The organism is Lujinxingia vulgaris (genome assembly GCF_007997005.1).
GTDB lineage: Bacteria > Myxococcota_A > Bradymonadia > Bradymonadales > Bradymonadaceae > Lujinxingia.
In genome coordinates, this window is sequence record NZ_VOSL01000132.1 from 1 (window position 1) to 17,332 (window position 17,332).

General features: G+C 64.7%; 14 protein-coding genes. 5 read left to right on the forward strand and 9 right to left on the reverse strand.

Annotated features, from left to right (window positions below):
* Nucleotides 1–342, reverse strand: a 342-nt coding sequence (locus FRC96_RS22425) for a hypothetical protein (RefSeq protein WP_230470403.1), incomplete at its 3' end; no start/stop codon positions are given.
* A 495-nt stretch (nucleotides 343–837) separates the two neighbouring features.
* Here FRC96_RS22425 and FRC96_RS17865 point away from each other — a divergent pair.
* From FRC96_RS17865 to FRC96_RS17885, 5 genes are all read left to right on the forward strand, one after another.
* Nucleotides 838–2,367: a hypothetical protein gene (locus FRC96_RS17865; RefSeq protein ID WP_146976482.1), complete on the forward strand. Its 1,530-nt coding sequence runs from the start codon at nucleotides 838–840 to the stop codon at nucleotides 2,365–2,367.
* 327 nt (nucleotides 2,368–2,694) lie between these two features.
* A complete protein-coding gene (locus tag FRC96_RS17870; RefSeq protein WP_230470406.1) occupies nucleotides 2,695–3,777 on the forward strand; it encodes an endonuclease/exonuclease/phosphatase family protein in 1,083 nt (360 codons plus the stop codon).
* Nucleotides 3,777–4,589, forward strand: a complete 813-nt coding sequence (locus FRC96_RS17875; protein WP_146976486.1) for a hypothetical protein — start codon at nucleotides 3,777–3,779, stop codon at nucleotides 4,587–4,589. The genes FRC96_RS17870 and FRC96_RS17875 overlap by 1 nt, the downstream gene beginning before the upstream one ends.
* A gap of 73 nt (nucleotides 4,590–4,662) precedes the next feature.
* Complete coding sequence (locus FRC96_RS17880) at nucleotides 4,663–5,763, forward strand: pectin acetylesterase-family hydrolase (RefSeq protein ID WP_146976487.1); 1,101 nt, start codon at nucleotides 4,663–4,665, stop codon at nucleotides 5,761–5,763.
* On the forward strand, nucleotides 5,744–6,838 hold the full coding sequence (locus FRC96_RS17885) for a pectinacetylesterase family protein (protein WP_230470407.1): 1,095 nt from the start codon (nucleotides 5,744–5,746) through the stop codon (nucleotides 6,836–6,838). The genes FRC96_RS17880 and FRC96_RS17885 overlap by 20 nt, the downstream gene beginning before the upstream one ends.
* 243 nt (nucleotides 6,839–7,081) lie before the next feature.
* Here FRC96_RS17885 and FRC96_RS17890 read toward each other — a convergent pair whose 3' ends face one another.
* The 8 genes from FRC96_RS17890 to FRC96_RS17925 all read right to left on the reverse strand — a co-directional run bounded on the left by FRC96_RS17890 (nucleotide 7,082) and on the right by FRC96_RS17925 (nucleotide 17,245).
* A complete protein-coding gene (locus FRC96_RS17890; RefSeq protein ID WP_146976491.1) occupies nucleotides 7,082–8,791 on the reverse strand; it encodes a bifunctional metallophosphatase/5'-nucleotidase in 1,710 nt (569 codons plus the stop codon).
* Nucleotides 8,792–9,184: 393 nt separating this feature from the next.
* Complete coding sequence (locus FRC96_RS17895) at nucleotides 9,185–10,324, reverse strand: acyl-CoA desaturase (protein ID WP_146976493.1); 1,140 nt, start codon at nucleotides 10,322–10,324, stop codon at nucleotides 9,185–9,187.
* A 105-nt stretch (nucleotides 10,325–10,429) separates the two neighbouring features.
* Nucleotides 10,430–11,191, reverse strand: a complete 762-nt coding sequence (gene recO, locus FRC96_RS17900; protein WP_146976495.1) for a DNA repair protein RecO — start codon at nucleotides 11,189–11,191, stop codon at nucleotides 10,430–10,432.
* Between the two features lie 12 nt (nucleotides 11,192–11,203).
* Entirely contained in the window at nucleotides 11,204–11,656 is a 453-nt protein-coding gene (locus FRC96_RS17905) for a DUF6918 family protein (protein WP_146976497.1), read from the reverse strand.
* A 120-nt stretch (nucleotides 11,657–11,776) separates the two neighbouring features.
* On the reverse strand, nucleotides 11,777–12,862 hold the full coding sequence (locus FRC96_RS17910; RefSeq protein ID WP_146976498.1) for a hypothetical protein: 1,086 nt from the start codon (nucleotides 12,860–12,862) through the stop codon (nucleotides 11,777–11,779).
* Nucleotides 12,863–12,900: 38 nt separating this feature from the next.
* The gene (locus FRC96_RS17915) at nucleotides 12,901–13,872 is read right to left on the reverse strand and encodes a tetratricopeptide repeat protein (protein ID WP_146976500.1); all 972 of its coding nucleotides are present in this window, start codon (nucleotides 13,870–13,872) and stop codon (nucleotides 12,901–12,903) included.
* Nucleotides 13,873–14,523: 651 nt separating this feature from the next.
* Nucleotides 14,524–16,380 carry an RCC1 domain-containing protein gene (locus FRC96_RS17920; protein ID WP_146976501.1) on the reverse strand — a complete coding sequence of 619 codons (1,857 nt, stop codon included), beginning with the start codon at nucleotides 16,378–16,380 and terminating at the stop codon, nucleotides 14,524–14,526.
* Between the two features lie 25 nt (nucleotides 16,381–16,405).
* Nucleotides 16,406–17,245 (reverse strand): tetratricopeptide repeat protein, encoded by an 840-nt coding sequence (locus tag FRC96_RS17925; protein WP_146976503.1) that lies wholly within the window; start codon nucleotides 17,243–17,245, stop codon nucleotides 16,406–16,408.
* Between the last annotated feature and the right edge of the window lie 87 nt (nucleotides 17,246–17,332).

Genomic DNA, 17,332 nt, shown 5'->3' on the forward strand with positions numbered 1-17,332 from the left:
CACACGGGTGGACGCCGCCAGATGGTGCGCGCGCTCCAGGCGGCGCCCCAGCGCGTCGGCGCCCAGCGCGCTTAAATGCCCCTGCGCGTGCAGCGCCCGGGCGACCTCCGCCGGGCCGATCTGCGCCTGCGCCCACCGATCGTAGAGGGCCACAAGAGGAAGCGCCTCGCTGGCCTCCATCAGCGCCTCGGGGCTGAGCTCTTCGGCCAGGTTGAGTGAGGCGATGGCCAGATGACGAAGCGCCGCGCCCTGATCGGGGCGCTCAAGATGTCGGGGATCGACCAGCGTCTGCAGCAGGGCGCAGGCCTGCTCGCGGCGGTGGGTGCTGTCGGAGGAGCTCATCGCGACCTTCCATGGTGTTGTGTACGCGCGAGCTTTGCCCCGGGAGATGCATGCTAAGCATCGCCTTCAAGACCGGCTTTGCGCGTGGTGACGCGAAGGATGCGGGCGGAGATTCGTCCATGAATCATCATCACTATCAAAACGCCGCACCCTGAATAGGCTTGCAGAAGATAGCCTCAAAACCCGCGCGCAGGCAACCGGGCTGTGTCGAAAAACTGTGGAAAACCGAGGCTGTGGAAAACCCTGTGGAAAACATCCCCTCACCGGCCGGGCTGGAGTGTCCTTCGTACAGATCGAGGGGGCGGTGGGAGTAGACGTTGACCAGAAGTTGAATCCCAGGGCCTCAAATGCGTCGATATTTGGCTGGCACGGGATCTGCTTAGCTATCAGGTCGGAAGCTGTCCCGGAGTGACACCCTCTCCAAGAACCATGTAGCACGCACGCAGGTTTCTACTCGGCTCGTCATCATGGCGGGCGCCCAAAATGAGGTGAGTGATGCGCAACGATCTTTTGAAAGTACTCGGTCTGACGATGGCCGTCGGTGGCGTGGTGGCCTGTGGCCCCTCCGAAGATCCGCAGCTTGAAGAGCAGCCCGTCGACGCGCTTTCGGTGCGTCAGGCGGTGAGCGACTCGGTGGGCAACTCGGTCGACGCGGTGGCTGAGGGCCTGGCCTTTCTTGGCGAGTCGAGCCTCTTTAACGACTACGTGTGGTCGGACTCCGGCGACTCGGTCTGTGTGGCGGAGCAGCCGGTGCCGCCGATGCCTGGCGAGGACCCCATCGGCGAAGAGCCCATGCCCTGTGAGCCCGAGCAGCCCGAGCCTTTTGAGCCGGATTTCGAGGAAGAGCGCGATGAGATTCGTCGCGTGCTCGAGGAGCGCATCTTCGCTGACGCGAACGTCGAGACCGCCGATGAGACGGAGGTGACCTACCTGCTCCGCGGGGAGGTGGTCTGCGCCGAAGAAGAAGAAGACGATCGCGCCGAGTGTGAAGCGGAGGTCGACGCGCTGCAGATTCGTCTTCAGGCCCGCTCCTTTGCCGAGGGCGAAGTGGACATCGACGTGATGGTCGGTCCCGACCGCCTCTCGCCATTCTCGCTGGCCTTTGGTCCGGCGCGCGTGGCCGCCGATGTGGATCTGGCGATCTTGAAAGACGTCGTCGAGTTTGCCTCGGTCGAAATGGACGAAGAGCTCGCGGAAGGCTTCCCGGAGACGATGTCGGGGCGATTGAGCGCCGAGCTCTCCCGATCCGGCAATGAGGTCGCGTTGAATGTGGCCGTGGGTCAGGCCATCGCGCTGGCCGGAGAGATGTTCTCGATCGATGTGGCTGCCAGCCCCCGGGCGCTGGAGATTCGCTCCGACATTGAGGCGCGCGCGTTCCGCGTGGAGGCCGATATGGGCGCGCTCTCGTTGAACTTCCCCACCGGCGAAGTGGAGGAGTGCTACGATGTGGAGGTCCCTGGCGAGCCGGGGAACTACGAGTTTAACTGCGAGGTGGTCGAGGAGGGCTACCAGATGGGCGCGGCGCTGGCCGGCATTCAGGGCGCGCTGAGCTTTTTGGCAGGCGAAGATCGCCTGGAGCTGCGCGGCTTTGGCCTGGGGGCCTCCCCGGCGCAGGTCTTCGTCGAAGGTGAAGAGGTCGCCGCGCTGGACTTCAACGCCGACCACGGCCGCAGCCTGGATCTGGATCTTGCAAAAGACGGCGACGACATCGCCATCTCCATGTCCCCGGGCCTGGACCTCGAGCTGATGCTCGCCCTCTACCGCGCCCAGGACGTGATCAGCGACCTTGAGGAGTGGATGCTCGATGACGTGCTCAGCCTGGTCATCGACGGTGATGCGAGCCCGGCGCTGCGCATCGGTGAGGCCGGCGTCAAACTGGAGCGCGGCCAGCTGATGATGAGCTCGGAGGCGGCCGAGGTGGTCGTGGAGGTCGAAGCCGGCATGTGCATCGGTGAGGTCGAGCCCGCCGATGAAGAGGCCGCGCACCCGATGGAAGCCATCGGTCCGGTGGCCTGCGAGCAATAAGGTCGCCGGGCGCTAATGCGCCACCTGTATGACGGTGTTTCAACGAGCCGCGCCCCGACCCGGGGCGCGGCTCTTTTTTTGGGGATTTCGGGCGGATATGCCAGAAGTTGGCCGGGCATGCGGGCCTCATCCGCAGGGTGAGGCTATGCAGTGGCCCGGAAAGCCGTTAGCGTTCGTGCAGTGCACGCGATGAACAACGCGGTCGCAACGCCCCCCGCAGAGGCCTGACGGGCGCTGCGGGCCGATGCAGGATCGATGGATGATCGCCGGTCATACGCCCCGGCGAAAGGGAGGTGTGAGGTGTCGGGTCGAGCAACGAGGTGGATGATGCGAGTGGTTCTCACGCAGGCGCTGGCCACAGCCCTGTGGGGCTGTGACCCCTTCAACGCGACCTTCGATGAGGTCGAAGACGCGCAGTATTATGAGGCGCAGGAGTTGATCGCCACCGAGCCGCCCTCTGGCGAGCTGGTGGTGATGGACTGGAACATCAAGTTTGGCGGGGCGCGGATCGATTTCTGGTTCGACTGCCACGGCGATCGCGTTTTGATGGAGGAAGACGAGGTTGTGGAGAACCTGGAGGGGCTGGCCAGCAAGATCCGCCAGGTCGACCCCGATGTGCTGCTGATGCAGGAGATCGACGTCGACTCCAAGCGCGTGGCCTACGTCGATCAGGTGCAGTGGCTTTTGGACAACACCGAGCTTAACTACGCGGTGTTTGCCTCGCAGTGGCGCGCCCATCATGTGCCCACCGACGGGATCGGGCGAGTGAATATGGGCAACGCCATCCTCTCCAAATACCCGATCCGGGACGCGCAGCGCATCGCCATGCCGCAGATCAGCACCAACGACGCGCTGACCAACTACTTCTATCTCAAGCGCCACATCCTCACCTCGATCGTGGAGGTGCCCGAGTACGGCGATCTGCACGTGCTCAACGTGCACACCGACGCCTTTGCGCAGGACGGGACCAAAGAGCTGCAGATCGATCTTTTCAAAGATGAGCTCGACCGCATCGACCGCGCCGGCGGCGTCTTTGTGGCCGGCGGCGATCTGAACACGCTGCCGCCGGGCAGCGTGCAGCAGAACGCGTTCCCGGACTCGGTGTGTGAGTCCGAGGACTTTCAGGCCGATGATTTTCGTGCCGAAGAAGACGCGCTCAGCGCGTATTACGAAGACTACACCCCGGCGATTCCGCTCGAAGACTACCAGGCCGACAACGCCCCCTACTTTACCCACTCCACCCAGGGGGGGACGTTCTGGAATCGCAAGCTCGACTACCTCTTTACCAACGGCACCTTTGTGCCGGGCTCGGGGCTGACCCATCAGGACGCCTCCAGCGGAGGTATGGAGACGATGCCGCTCTCGGATCACGCGCCGATCACTGTGCGCTTTGCGCTGGAGGAGCGATGATGTCGACGCGATGGATGTGGATGTGCGGGCTGGCGATGCTGCTGATGCCGGCGCTGGCGAGCGCGCAGGAGGACGCCAGCGCAGAGGTTGAGGCCAGCGCGGAGGTTGAGGCGCCGGAGCGGGCGTTTGTGGGCGATACAGCTCTGTTGAGTGAGGTGGGGCGTTGGGAGGTGGGGCTCTCTGGGCCTTTGCGCTACGGGCTGAGCGTGGAGCTGGAGCTTGCGGTGCATCCGCTGCTCTTCTTTGTGGCACCCAACGCGCAGCTTAAAGTCGCCCACGGCCAGCGTGGCGGGTGGCATGTGGCGAGCAAGCATCAGCTGACCTACCCGACGCCGCTCTTAAGGCTTCTGGCGCGGGAGGGCATCGGTGGGATTCTGCCCTCGGATCGGGCGGTGCCGCATATCGTCTCGTTGCAGAGCGAGCTTCTGGTCACGCGCGAGGTGGGGGCGCACCTTTTGAGCCTGGGGCTCGGCGTGCAGGTTGCCCCGAGGGTGGGGGAGTCGCAGCTGGTCTCGATCGATCTTCCCTTTGTCTATCCGCGCACCGCGGCCATGTTCGGCTGGGCCACCGGGATCGCGTCGGTGCATATGCAGGGGCCGATCGCGGGCACATTTGGCTATGAGGCCGATGTGCGCGCGTTCACCTACCCCGGCGTCGACGGCGCCTTTGCGGTGGAGCAGGGCGCTGCGCTGCGCCTGACCACGAGCCCGCGCTTTATGGCGCAGCTGGGCTACCGCCTGAGCTACGCCGGATATCCCTTCGACACGATGTTCAACATCGTCCCCACCCTCGAGTTGGCCTGGGGCTTCTAGCTCCGGGTGACGCCCGGACGACGGGGGGGCAGGCTTGAGCCGACGTCAAGAACCAGGATTTCAGGGAGTGAGGATGCGCCGAGTATCAGCGATGTGGATGGCTATGTGGAGCGCTCTGTTGGGGGCCGCGTTGCTCGCCGGCTGTGTGGTCGCGCCGGGGTTGAGCCGCGGTGAGAACCCGCAGGTCGAGGTGGAGGTCTGGCGCGAGGGCCGCCCGCTGCAACCCGAGCGCTGGTACTACGTCGAGGCGCAGGGCGCGCGCTGCGCCAACGGCTCACCGGTGGGCGTGGGGGTCAACGCCGCCGGCTCCAGCCGCGATCTTCTGGTGTATTTCAACGGCGGCGGCGCCTGCTGGGATGCGATGAGCTGCGGCATCCTGGAGACCGCCGCCAACACCGAGATCCGCTACTCCAGCGATCAGCTTGGCAAAGAGGTCCACCCGTTGGCGGAGGCCGGGGTGCTCAGCCGCGATGAGGCGATCAACCCGCTTTATCAGGCCAACTTCATGTTTGTGCCCTATTGTACCGGCGATCTTCACGCCGGCTACACCCAGACGACCTACCCGGGGCTGGGGCTGGAGGGGCCGGTCTACCACCAGGGGCGGCGCAATGTGGAGCTCTTCATCGAGCGCGCTAAAGAGCTCTTCCCCGATGTGGAGCGGGTGTGGTTGATGGGCGTGAGCGCCGGCGGCTACGCGGTCACTCTGAACTTCGAGCTCTTCAACGAGGCCTTTGAGGATGCGCGCGTGCATGCCTACGCCGACGCCTCCCCCTGGCTCACCCTGGAAGATGAGCGCTGGGAGCAGTGGCGCACCAACTGGGCGATGACCTTGCCTGCGGCCTGCGAGGGGTGTGTGGAGAACAGCGAACTCATCCCGAGCCGCCTGGCCAGCGCGTACCCCGACTCGCGCTTTGCGCTCTCGGTCTTTTCGCACGACGCGGTGATCTCGACCTACTTCGGGGCGGCGCCTACGCGATTTGCGGAGCTGCTCGAAGAGCATTTAAGTTCGTATTATCAAGAACATCCCAACATGCGGGTGTTTGTGGCGGAGGGCGGCGATCATGAGACGCTCTTGCAGCTGCGCACGTTGACCGGCCGCGATGAGCGCAGGTTGGAGTCCTTTTATCGAGCGTGGGTCACTGGCGAGGTGGACGATGAGCAGGCCTCAGAGTAGCGGATGGCGAGTGCGAGTCGGGCTATGGGTGCTGAGTATGGGGCTGGCCGCCGGCTGTGTGCCCGCGCCCGGGCAGAGCGGCGTCGATTCGGAAGATGATGCGGGCGCAGCCGACGTCGGCGCCGATGCCGACCCCACCCCCACCCCGGCGGAGGCCGGCTGGGTCTACCAGCCTCTGGAGGACACCTTCTGCGGGGGCGGCGGACCGGCGGGGCTGGGACTGAACCTCAATGAGGCCTCCACCGATCTTGTGATCTTTTTGAACGGCGGCGGGGCCTGCTGGGACGCGACCAGCTGCTACGTGCTCAACGCCGCCGTCAACATCGAGGGGGAGTACACCGCGGCGAAGTTCGAGGCGGAGGTGCGCCCCCTGATCGCAAGCGGGCTCTTTGACCGCGACGATGAGGCCAACCCCTGGCCCGACGCGAGCTACGCCTTTGTGCCCTATTGCACCGCCGACCTGCACAGCGGCGACGCCATCAAAAATCACGACGCCTTCCAGCCCCAGCGCATGGTGCACCACAAAGGCGCGGTCAATATGGCGCGCTACCTGGCGTACCTGAGCGAAGAACTCCCGCAGATCGAGCGCGTCTGGATGCTCGGGGCGAGCGCCGGGGGCTACGGCGCGACGCTGAACTTCTGGCGGGTGGAGGAGGCGTTCCCCGGGGCCGAGGCCCACCTTCTGGCCGACTCCGCGCAGTTTGTGCAGCCTGGCGAGGGGCGCTGGGGCATCTGGCAAAACGTCTGGGAGATGACGCTGCCGCCCGAGTGTGAGGGGTGCGAGGCGCGGGCCGACGCCATCCCCGCGGCCGTGGGCGCGGCGCACCCCGACTCGCGCATCGGACTTCTGGCCTTTGAAGACGACTCGGTGATCGCGGTCTTCTTCGCCATCGGGCTCTTCGATATGGGCGCGCGCACCCGGGCGCTGGTCAACGACGCCTATTCTGGCGAGTCGATGCGGGCGTTTTCGGTGGCGAGCAACGAGCATGTGATGCTCACCTCCTGGAAGAATCGGCGAGATAAGGATGGGGAGGCGTTGCCGGAGTTTTTGAGGTGGTGGGTGGAGGGGGAGTGAGGGCGTTGGGGGGTGTGCGGAGTTGGGAGGTTCGTGTGGGCGTTGGGTGGTTCGCGGGTTGTGGTTGTGTGGTTGTGTGGTTGTGTGGTTGAGGGGGTTGGGGGGTGTGCGTGGTGGGGAGGTTCGTGTGGGCGGCAGGTGGTTCTCGGGTTGTGGTGGGTTGGTGTAAGTTATTGAAATGTATAAAAAAGGACGCCCGGTGGGGCGTCCTTTTTTGTGGGTGGTGGTGAGGGGCTATGAGGGTTATTCGGCGGCCGCGGCGGCTTCGCCGATGACCATCACGCGGGCATCTTCGGGGGCCGAGATGGGGGAGTTCTCTTCGACGTAGGTCACCAGGGCGTCGAGGTCGATGGGGCCGACGACGCGCTCGGTGCCTTCCGCGAGGACCGTGAAGCCGTCGCCGCCGGTGCTCAGGAAGTTGTTGACGGTGACGCGGTAGTTTTCATCCATGGCGAGTACTTCGCCGTTGAGGGCCATGCTGGTGGGGTCGATGCGCTCGCCAGCCGGGGCGTCGGCGTTCCAGGTGTAGCTAAAGCCCTGCGAGACGCCGAGCATGTGGGTGCGGTCCGGGTTGATCCACTGCTGCTCAAGCAGGGTGTGAATCTGCTGGCCGGTGAGCGTCATCGTCACCAGCGTGTTGCCAAAGGGCTGGCAGGTGTGCAGGTCGGAGAAGGTGATGTTGCCCTCGGCGTCGGGCTCCAGCGAGGAACGGATGCCGCCGGGGTTCATAAACGCGACCTGCGCCCCGCCGATGTCCTCGCCGGCGGTCGCAGCGAGCTGGGCGTCGGCGATGAGCTTGCCCAGCGGGGACTGACCCGTGGCGTCGCGTTCACGGCTGATGGGCGCGGTGAGGCTGCCGACGACGCGCTCGGCCAGGGGCGCGGAGATCTCGGCGTAGGTGTCGATCAGCGTGGCGATCTCGGGGTCGGGCTCCACATCGCGGGTTACCGCACGCTGGCGCGCGCTGCGCTCCAGCACCTCGCCAGTCTGACGGTCGATGGTCATGTCGATGGCGGTGACCACGCGGCCAAAGGACTGCGCGGCGGTCACCAGCTTGCCCCCGAACTCACAGACGTAGGCGGCGTGGGTGTGGCCGGTCACGATCACCGAGACAAGCGGCGGCATCGCCTCGGCGATGGGCACGATCGCCCCCTGCACATCCGGGCACTCACCAATGTCGGTCTGTTCCCCGTGGATCACCCCGCCCTCGTGCAGCAGCACAATGGCGGTGACGACGTCTTCGGCCTCAAGCTCCGGGAGCAGCGCTTTGACCGTCTCAACCTCATCGTAAAACTCCAGCCCCTCGACCGCCGTGGGCACCACCGCAGACGGGGTGTCTTCGAGCGTCATGCCGATGATGGCGACCTTCACCCCGTCGATGTCGCGGATGATGTAGGGCGGAAGCAGCGTCTCGTCCTCACCGGTGATGCGTACGTTGGCCGCCAGGTAGCTGAAGGTGGGGCCCTCGTAGGTGTAGCCCTCGCGGCAGCCGGCGGTGGGGTGGCAGCCGCCCTCGGCGATGCGCAGAAGTTCTTGATAGCCCTCATCGAACTCGTGGTTTCCCACCGACGAGGCGTCGAGCCCCAGGGCGTTCATCACCTCGATGGTGGGCTCGTCGTGGAGCAGCGCGGAGACCAGGGGGGAGGCGCCGATGAGGTCGCCGGCCGCCACCACAAGGGCGTTGTCGACGGCGTCACGCTCGGCGTTGATATGGGCGGCGAGGTAGGCCGCGCCGCCGGTCTCCACCTTCTCGCCATCGACCCAGACCTTGCCCGAGGGCCCCTCCAGCGCGCCGTGAAGGTCATTGAAGGCCAGCACGCGCAGGTTGACCGGCTCGGCGTTCTCGGCGGCCGCAGGCGTCTCGATGGGCGGAGCATCGGGGGCGGAGCCCGAGGAGCAGGCAACAAGCGCGAGCGAAGCGAGCGCGGCGACAACACGAGGGGTCCAGATCATACAAGCCTCCGAAAAGCGGCCAGGGTCAGCGATAGCGTCGAAGGTGTACCGCAAATGTTCGGGGGCGGCAAAACGTGTTGCTGTGTGGGTTGGGGGGAGCGCGGGTTGTGGTTAGGTGGTTGGGTGGTTGTGTGGTTGAGGGGCGCCGGGGTTCGCGGAGTGGGTCGATTCGTGCGGGGGTTGGGGGGGGGCCGCACAATAAAAAACCGAGCGCATCCAGCGCTTTCGATAGCAAGGAGGCTGGGATGAAGCTGTAGCAGCGCTACCGCGAATCCCAGACGACGCAGCTAGCGGAGCGCTGGGGCGCTCGGCGTCGGGTTGGGAGGGGCAAGAAACGAAAACCCCCGCAACACCGAGGTGTTGCGGGGGGGGTGATGGGGGATGCAGGTTGGGTCAGGCGGCAACTGGTGCGAGCTGAGGCATCTCATTGAGCAGGCGCTTGAACTCGCGGTACTCCGAGATCACGCGGCGCTCGGCTTCGCGGCGAGCGCGGCGGAGCTCGCGGGCCGCCTCGGTGTGCAGCTCTTCGGCGCGGCGGGCGAAGTCGCGGTGCAGGGCGCGGGCCTCTTCGAGGGCCGCCTCAAAGCGGGCGCTGGCCTCGTCGAATTGGGCCTGAAGTTGCTCCTCCCACTCTTCGCGCTGGGCCTGATACCGATCGTAGAGGTTGCTCCAGCGGCGGCGAAGTCGACGGTCAAAGGAGCTGCGTTTGAGGTTGGTCGCAAGGCCCACTCGCTCCAGCGTCCAGATCAACCACTTGGTCGGGTCGAACTGCCACCAGCGCACGCCGTTGCGGTAGTCGCCGGGGAAGGTGTGGTGGAAGTTATGGTAGCCCTCACCGAAGGTGAAAAACGCCAGGATCGCGTTGTCGCGCGCGGTGTGCTCTTTGGTCCAGGGGCGGCTCCCCCACATATGCGCCAGCGAGTTGATGAAGAAGGTGGCGTGGTGCACGAACACGATGCGCAAGAGCCCCGCCCACAAAAGCATCCCCAGGATGTTGTTGGTCAGCACGCCGAGCAGCAGGGGCACGCCCAGGTTAAAGCCCACGCTGATCAGGTTGTAGTTGTTGTGCTGCCAGACGCAGAGCGGGTCTTTCCAGAGGTCGGGCACGTTGTCGAAGTCATCATGGCGAGCGCCTTTGATGATCACCCAGAGCATGTGCGCGTACCAGAAGCCGCGGCTGATGGTGTAGGGATCGTCGTCGGTGTCGACGTCGCGGTGGTGGTAGCGGTGACCGGCCGACCAGGCGATGACGCTGTTTTGCCAGGCGGCCGCGCCAAAGATCAGCAGCAAAAGGCGCACCGGCTTGGTCGCCCACCAGGCGCGGTGTGAGAACATCCGGTGGTAGCCCGCCGTGATGCCCAGACCGGTGAAGATCCACAGCACGAACATCGCCACCACCTCGCTCCAGTGCACGCCGTTGGCGGCGATGTAGAGGGGCGCGAGGATGGCGGCCAGAAGGGGCGTGCCGATCAAAAAGAGCGCGTTGACCCAGAGGATCTGAACGGGCTGGCGATCATTGGGATGGTTTTCCATCGATGGGGTCTCACAGGTGTGTAAACGTGACGGGCGTTGAAGCGTCTCGGTCGTGCAGGCGGGGGGCGTGCGGGGTATCTTCGCGAACTCTCTGGCTAATTTGTATCAGATTGTTACCAGAGAACGAAGCATCTCTCGAGCGGGTAGCGCGCGGGTGACCAGCGAGTCAACGGAAGTATCGATGACGCGCCGGGCCTGCGCAAGGGCGTCCTCCAGCTCGGCGGAAGGGCGTGGGTTTCGAGGATCTTCCAGGTGCAAAAGCAGCTGCAGGGTGATCGGGTGAACCACCCCCACCGCCTCTCCGGCGTGGCGGCACCCCTCACAGAGCAGGCCCTCGCCGCTGCGGGCAAATCGCGCCCGGGGCAGGGTGTCGGCCGACGCGCCGCAGCGCGCACAATGCGCAATCGCCGGAGCCAGCCCGTAGAGGTTGAGCAGACTTAGCTCGAAATGATGGGTCAGGCAGAGGATGTCGAGGTTACCCTCGCAGCGGGGAAGAAACGCGTAGAGCTGGCGCAGCAGTTCGAAGATGGCGCGGGCGTCTTCGCCCTCGCGCCAGGTCTCGCGCACAAGCTCGGTGGCGTAACTGGCCGCACTCAAAAGCTCTAAACGGTCTTCGAGGCCCGGGTAATCCTCGCTGACGTCGAGCTCCTGCAGGGTGTGGAGGTCGCCGCGGCTCGGCGGGGTGTAGATCGCCTCGACCATGCGCAGAGGCTGAAGGGCTCCGCCAAAACGCTTTCGGCTGGTGCGCGCGCTCCGCGCCAGGGCCGCAAAGCGCCCGGCATCTCGCCCCAGGAGCGTGACGATGACGTCACGCTCCCCGTAGTCGACGGTGCGCAGGATGAAGCAGGGTGAGTGGCGCGAGGACATGCCGCTCCGGGTTCAGGCAGCCTTAGGGGCGTAGCGATCGATGAGGCGGCCGACGCCGGGGAGCGCGTCTTTGACGTGCTTTTCGGCCTGGCCGCGCAGCTTGCCGTAGGTCGACTTGAGGATCTTGTTGTCGGAGCGCTCCGCCTTGGCGTCGGTGATGCTCAGAAGATCGTTGGCCGCGCGATCGTCGTGTTTCTGAATGTAGGCCTCAAAGGTGCTGACCGCGGCGTTCTCGACATAGTCCTGGTAGAGCGGGTCGAGCGCACCGGTAAAGGAGTCGAGCAGGTGATCGATGGACTCCTCGATCATCGCCGGCTTGATCTTTTTGACGACCTTGTAGCCGCCCTTGATCGCCATGCCCGAGAGACCGCTCTTGGAGGCGACTTCGTCTTCGATGAGGCGCGCGGCGTCTTTGATGACCTTCTGGCGGTCGACCTGGGCGAGTTTTTCGGTAAGCGTAGGCATGGGGCTCTCGGCAGTAAGCAGAAGTTAAACGGGGCGTGCGGGCTCAACACCATCATCGATTGAAGCCTCAACAAGCGCTGCTTTTAGTATTCGGCAAAGGTGTGTGTAAAGCGCGCGAAGTCAACGCGGGCGAGCCCCAAAAAGTTCCTCGGCCGCCAGGGGGTGGGGCTGTGGGGTGCCGGTGTCATCGAGGAGTTGCAGGGTGGTGGGGGGCAGGTTCACGCTGAAGATGTCGCCAAAGAAGGGCAGCGCGCGGGCGCGTTTTTCCAGGCAGAGCGTGAGCCAGCGCGTCAGAAGCGCATCGAGGAGGGCGGGGTCGGCGCCGAGCTCTTCGGCCATCGCGCGGGGGAGGTTGAGGTGGAGGGGATCTTCGCGCTCATCGAACTCAAAGAGCTCATCGGGCCAGTCGCGCCAGAGGATCAAGGTGCCCAGACGTTCGGTATCAAAGCCGTGGCGGCCGAGCACGTAGCGGCGCAGGTTGTGGTAGACGTCGTCGAGGAGCTCGGCGGCCACCCGGGCTGCGACGTCCTCGGGGCTCGGGAGCTGCCAGGCGTCGGGCAGAAGAATCGGATGTTCAGGGGGCTCCTCCGAGAGGGGATCGAGGCCGGCGCGGAAGTGATCGTCGATGGTCGCGCGCCAGATCTCCTGGCGCTCCTGCCCCACCCAGGTGGCCACGCCGAAGATGCCCTGGTTGGCGTCGTGGTCGACCCGCATCCAGCGGCCCTGACCAATAAGCTGCACGAACTCGTCGTGATCCATGCGCCCGTCGTCCTCGCCGCCGTAGTCGACGATTGACCAGGGCAGTGAGGTCAGCGTCTGGCGAAGTCGGGGCACCAGCAGGGGCTGCAGGGTGCGGTGGGTGGCCGCGTCGACGTCGGCGGTGCGGTAGAGGACGAGCCAGTCGTCGATGTTCTCAAAAGGAAAGAGCATCGCCGCGTCGAGCCAGCTGGCCTGGCGGGCGCGGTCAAAGAGCCAGAAGGGCTGCTCCGGCAGTTCAACGGTGAGCGTACCGCGGCTCATCTCGCGGGCGGGAAACTCGCGGCGCTCGGCCAGCCCCAGCGCCGGGAGCAGCAGACGCTCGTAGGCGCTGTCCTGGGCTTCGAGCACGTCGACAAAGACCCTGGCGAGCGACTCAAGCTCGGGGAGCCCGGGAAACTCCGGGAGCAGCTCGCGCAAGAGCTCAAGCGCGTGGGGGGGAGAGGGCATGGGCGAAGGGGTCACTCGGGCGAAGGGATCCAAATCATCTAAAAGCGTCCCCCGACCAGGGCGCCGGCGTGCTCACCGGAGAGCATCGGGGCGATGCGGAGGGCGCGGGGGTGCGGTCGATCGACGCGCGTGTCGAGAAATAGCATGGTGGCGCCGGCCACGCCTAGAGAAACTCCACTGGCGATGAGCACCACGTTGAGGGTCTGGTGGGTGCGAAGTCGGCGAAGATCGTCGGCGCGGGTGCGCTCGCTGCCCTGGTAGACCGCCAGCTCCGCCTCGGGCACGCGGCTTTGATCGAGGCGGTCGACGGTGTCTTCGATGAGCAGGCCGCTGCCAAAGAGCACCCCCGCGCCGAGCGCCACCCCGCCGGCGCCCACCAGCGACCAGGCCAGGATGTTCGGCGATGCCTCGGCGACCTCCGGTGGGGCCTCAATGCTCGCCGGTACTGCGGTGGATTGTTCTTTGTTTTCAGATGCTTGCGCGTCTTCGTTCGCGGAGGCATCCCGGGCGGCGACCGCCTGGCGAAGCTGTCCGCGAAGCGCGGCGAGGTGCTCAAAACGGCCGTCCTTCTCAAGCACCTCGGCGTGTTCATCGAGCAGATGCAGCGCATAGGCCGGTCGCTCCAACGCCTGGTACGCGAGGATCTGGTTGTAGACGTAGACCGGCTCGGCGTGATGGGCGCGCGCGCTCTCCAGCAGGTCTGCGGCCCGGGCGAAGTCGCCGTTTTGGTAGGCCTGGCTGGCCGCTTCGTAGAAGCGGAGAGCGCGCTCCTCGTCGCTCTCCTCAAGGTTTTCCAATGTCTCGACCGCCTCGCCAGGCTGCGCGTTTTTTGTATGTTCAGTGTTCGCGGTGTTTTCAGTGTCTTCGGCGTTTGCGGCGTTCTCAACACGTTCGCCGCTCTCCTGCGCAAACGCCGTACCCGGCAAAGTGGGTAAAACGGTCGTGAAGAGCGAGACGAAGAGGAGGGCGAGCAGGCGGTGGTGGGTGGCGTAGACGTTGGTCGCAGGCATCGGGACCCCGGCGGTGGAGGTTGTTAAAGGCAAAGAGCCCGTACAACACCACGGATACGGCGCGTGGATGCGGTCTCGCGAGAGCGGGTACTGCGTGACATGATGAGACATGACTATTGCTCTGGGGGGCGGGGAGTTCAAGGGTGCCGAGCGCCCCAGGACGACGCTGGCTGTGTCGTCAGGGATTCGCGGTGGCGCTGCCACAGCTTCATCCCTGCCTCCTTGCCAGGCGCCGCCCTGGATGCGCTCGGGGTGTGGTTGTGTGGTTGTGTGGTTGTGGGGCGCCGGGGGTTCGCGGAGTGGGTCGATTCGTAGTGGGCGGTCGGGGTTCGCGAGTCCGAGAGCGAGATCGAGCTCGAGCTCGAGATCGAGATCGAGATCGAGATCGAGATCGAGATCGAGTTCGAGATCGAGCACGAGCTACCAGGACCAGCACGAGCTACCCGTACGAGTACGAGCACGAGCTACCAGGACCAGCACGAGCTACCCGTACGAGTACGAGCACGAGCTACCAGGACCAGCACGAGCTACCCGTACGAGGACGAGTACGAGCACGAGCTACCAGCCCGAACTCGACGCAAAACACCCCACCTCCAGCGTTTGCCGGGGGTGGGGTGTTTTTAGATCGGACGTGTTGCCGAGGCCCCGGGTTTAAGGGGTGTAGGGCCAATCCACTTCTGTGGGAGCAACATTACTATCTTGGCCAGCCGTAAAATAGCCCAACTGAGCATCTTCATTGAGCCCCCAACAGCGCATTGTACCGTCGGCAATACCGCAGGTGTGCTGACCGCCAGCGGCGATATCGGTCCAATTTGTGTATGAACCATCTACGTCGCTTGCAACAGCGACGGACGTTGAACTTCCACTATGTCCAAGTTGTTTCCATACATTCGCCCCCCAGCATTTGGCCACGCCGTTTTCGATAGCGCAGGTATGATCTGAACCGTTTGTGATCCGTTGAACGTTGTTAAGACCAGTGGGACGATTCGGATACGTACCTTCATCGTGTCCGAGTTTGCCAAAAGACGTACTTCCCCAACAATAAGGTCGGCTATCACCACTCACCCCAACAACCGCACATGAGTGCGTCCCTCCCGCTACAATAGTCTGAGTCGTGGAACTTGCTGCTGAGATAGGATTACCCACTGGCCGCGGCGCACTATCCCCCGTAGGCTCACCATCCAACTGCCCACTCGAAAAACTCCCCCAACACCACCCATTCGCCCCCACCGCCGTCACCGCACACGTATGCGCATCGCCGGCGGCGACCGCCACGAAGGTGTCGATGGTGGAGCCGCCGCTGGTGATTTCTACGCGGGTGCGGTCGTCGACGGGGGTGCCGGTGCCGAGTTGTTGATCGCTGTTTTCACCCCAACAAAAAAGCGTGTTTGCGCCAGTTAACGCACAGGTGTGTTCGGCGCCGGCAGCCACCGAAACCCAGTCGGTATCACTGCCGAGTTGATGCGGGCTGGCGTAGTTGATGGAGCTGCCAGAGGTCGGATCAATTTGTTTTTCATTATTACGTCCCCAACACCACAAACTCTCATCCTCTTTAATCCCACATGTATGCTGCCCGCCCGCGCTCACCTGCGTCCACACGCCATCACCGGCCACTCGAGTGGGCTGGTTGCGCTGGGTGGTGGTGCCGTCGCCCAGGCGACCGCTGCCGTTATTGCCCCAGCACCACAACGTGCCGTCATCGAGGATGCCGCAGGAGTGGGCGGCGCCGGTGGCGACCTGCGTCCAGGTGGGGGGCACGAAGGAGAAGTTGTAGGTCTGCTCCGCCAGGCAATGCTCCGGCTCCAGACCAGCGGCGCAGGCGGTCAGGTTGATGTTGACCGTGGCCTCGTTCTCGGGGAAGTCGAGCCCCTGACAATCGAGCGCGCCGCCCTCGGCGTCGGTGCAGGTGATGGTGAGCTCGCAGTCCTCGCGGGTGCAAAAACTCTCCAGCTCGGGCGGGTAACTAAACGCGATGGTGCCCGGCTCCACGTTTTGCAGCCCGGCGTCGAATGTGTAGCGCACATCGAAGGTCGTCGACGCGCTCTCAGTCTGGTCGTCGAGGGTGGCGTTGACGGTGAGCGTCCAGCTGCCCTCGGCGTCGAGCTCGGCGGTGGTCAGCTCGATCGACTCTCCGCAGCTTGTAAGCTCGACGGCCTCGCCGCCCTCATAGCTCAGGGTGCAGGTGTCCAGCGTGCAGTCTTCGGGGGCGCAGGCCGCCTCGAAGCTCACGCTCCCGTCGAGCTCGTCGATGACATAGGGGCTCTCCTCGCCGCCGGTCAGCTCCAGGGTGAGGTCGGGGGGGAGGTCGGTGTCTGCGTCGGGGTCGACGTCCGGGTTGGCGTCGGGGCCCACGTCGGGGTTGGGAGTGTCGGGGAGGTCGGTGTCCTCGAAATCTGTGTCCGACTCAAGAGCGCAGTCTTCACCACACGGGGTGGTGTCTACCCCGAAAATACAGCCGGTTGCGGTGGTCGAAAGCAGTGCAAATGATACGAGTGCAAATCGATTCATCAGGATTCCCTCCCTCAAATACTGCTTAGAATTGACCACGGAGACTGGCTCCCGCAAATCCCGGGCCGGCGGCCGGGGAGATGCTCAACGTGGCGCTATCATCGCGATCGGTGCGCTGGTCCAGAACAAGCAGGGTGGTCCCGGCTGCACCTAACACCACTCCGCCGGCGAGAAACGCCACGGTGAGCGTGCGGTGGGTGCTTAACTGATCGAGATCATCGTCTCGAGTGCGATCCCCCGTGTAGGTGTTTTGAAGCCCTTCAGGGGTGGTCGAGTTTTCGATGCGCTCGATCGTATCCCCGATCAACACCCCGCTGCCAAAGAGCGCGCCACCGGCCAGCGCCACCCCGCCGGCGCCGATGAGCGACCAGGCCAGGACGTTGGGCTGAGCGTCTTCGACCTCCGGGGGCGCCTCAATCGCCGGCGCTTCGACCGGCGTTTCTTCAGTTGTTTCGCCACCTTTGGGGGCTTCGACGACCGCCGCATCCTTTTCGGCGATGGCCTCTTCGAGCTGGGCGCGGATCTCCATGATGTCGTCAAAACGCCCGTCGCTCTCCATGGGCTCGGCGTAGATGTCGAGGATGCGCAGGGCTTCTTCGTACTCGCCAAGGCCCTGGTAGGCCAAAATCTGGTTGTACTTGTAGACCAGGTTCTGATCGTGGGCGAAGGCGCGCTCCAACAGGTCGATGGCGCGGGCGAAATGGCCCTGGCTGTAGGCCTCGCTGGCCTGCTCGTAGAACTGCGTGGCGCGGGCGCGGGCGTCGTCCTGGGCGAAGGCCATCGTCGGGGTTGCCAGGAGGCTCGCGGAGATCAAAAGCGCCAGCAGGCGGCGGCCGGAGAGAGCGGAGCGTGCAGGAGTCTTCAACACAGGCATCGTTACCACGGGGTCAGAGGTCCATCGGGGAAAGCGGCCAAATCAAGAGAGGCGATTCATAACCGATCCATCGCCGAC

Excerpts from the sequence above, each read along its gene's own strand:
- FRC96_RS17865 (WP_146976482.1), top strand. The coding sequence starts at position 838 with ATGCGCAACGATCTTTTGAAAGTACTCGGTCTGACGATGGCCGTCGGT.
- FRC96_RS17870 (WP_230470406.1), top strand. The coding sequence starts at position 2,695 with ATGCGAGTGGTTCTCACGCAGGCGCTGGCCACAGCCCTGTGGGGCTGT.
- FRC96_RS17875 (WP_146976486.1), top strand. The coding sequence starts at position 3,777 with ATGTCGACGCGATGGATGTGGATGTGCGGGCTGGCGATGCTGCTGATG.
- FRC96_RS17880 (WP_146976487.1), top strand. The coding sequence starts at position 4,663 with ATGCGCCGAGTATCAGCGATGTGGATGGCTATGTGGAGCGCTCTGTTG.
- FRC96_RS17885 (WP_230470407.1), top strand. The coding sequence starts at position 5,744 with ATGAGCAGGCCTCAGAGTAGCGGATGGCGAGTGCGAGTCGGGCTATGG.
- FRC96_RS17890 (WP_146976491.1), bottom strand. The coding sequence starts at position 8,791 with ATGATCTGGACCCCTCGTGTTGTCGCCGCGCTCGCTTCGCTCGCGCTT.
- FRC96_RS17895 (WP_146976493.1), bottom strand. The coding sequence starts at position 10,324 with ATGGAAAACCATCCCAATGATCGCCAGCCCGTTCAGATCCTCTGGGTC.
- recO (WP_146976495.1), bottom strand. The coding sequence starts at position 11,191 with ATGTCCTCGCGCCACTCACCCTGCTTCATCCTGCGCACCGTCGACTAC.
- FRC96_RS17905 (WP_146976497.1), bottom strand. The coding sequence starts at position 11,656 with ATGCCTACGCTTACCGAAAAACTCGCCCAGGTCGACCGCCAGAAGGTC.
- FRC96_RS17910 (WP_146976498.1), bottom strand. The coding sequence starts at position 12,862 with ATGCCCTCTCCCCCCCACGCGCTTGAGCTCTTGCGCGAGCTGCTCCCG.
- FRC96_RS17915 (WP_146976500.1), bottom strand. The coding sequence starts at position 13,872 with ATGCCTGCGACCAACGTCTACGCCACCCACCACCGCCTGCTCGCCCTC.
- FRC96_RS17920 (WP_146976501.1), bottom strand. The coding sequence starts at position 16,380 with ATGAATCGATTTGCACTCGTATCATTTGCACTGCTTTCGACCACCGCA.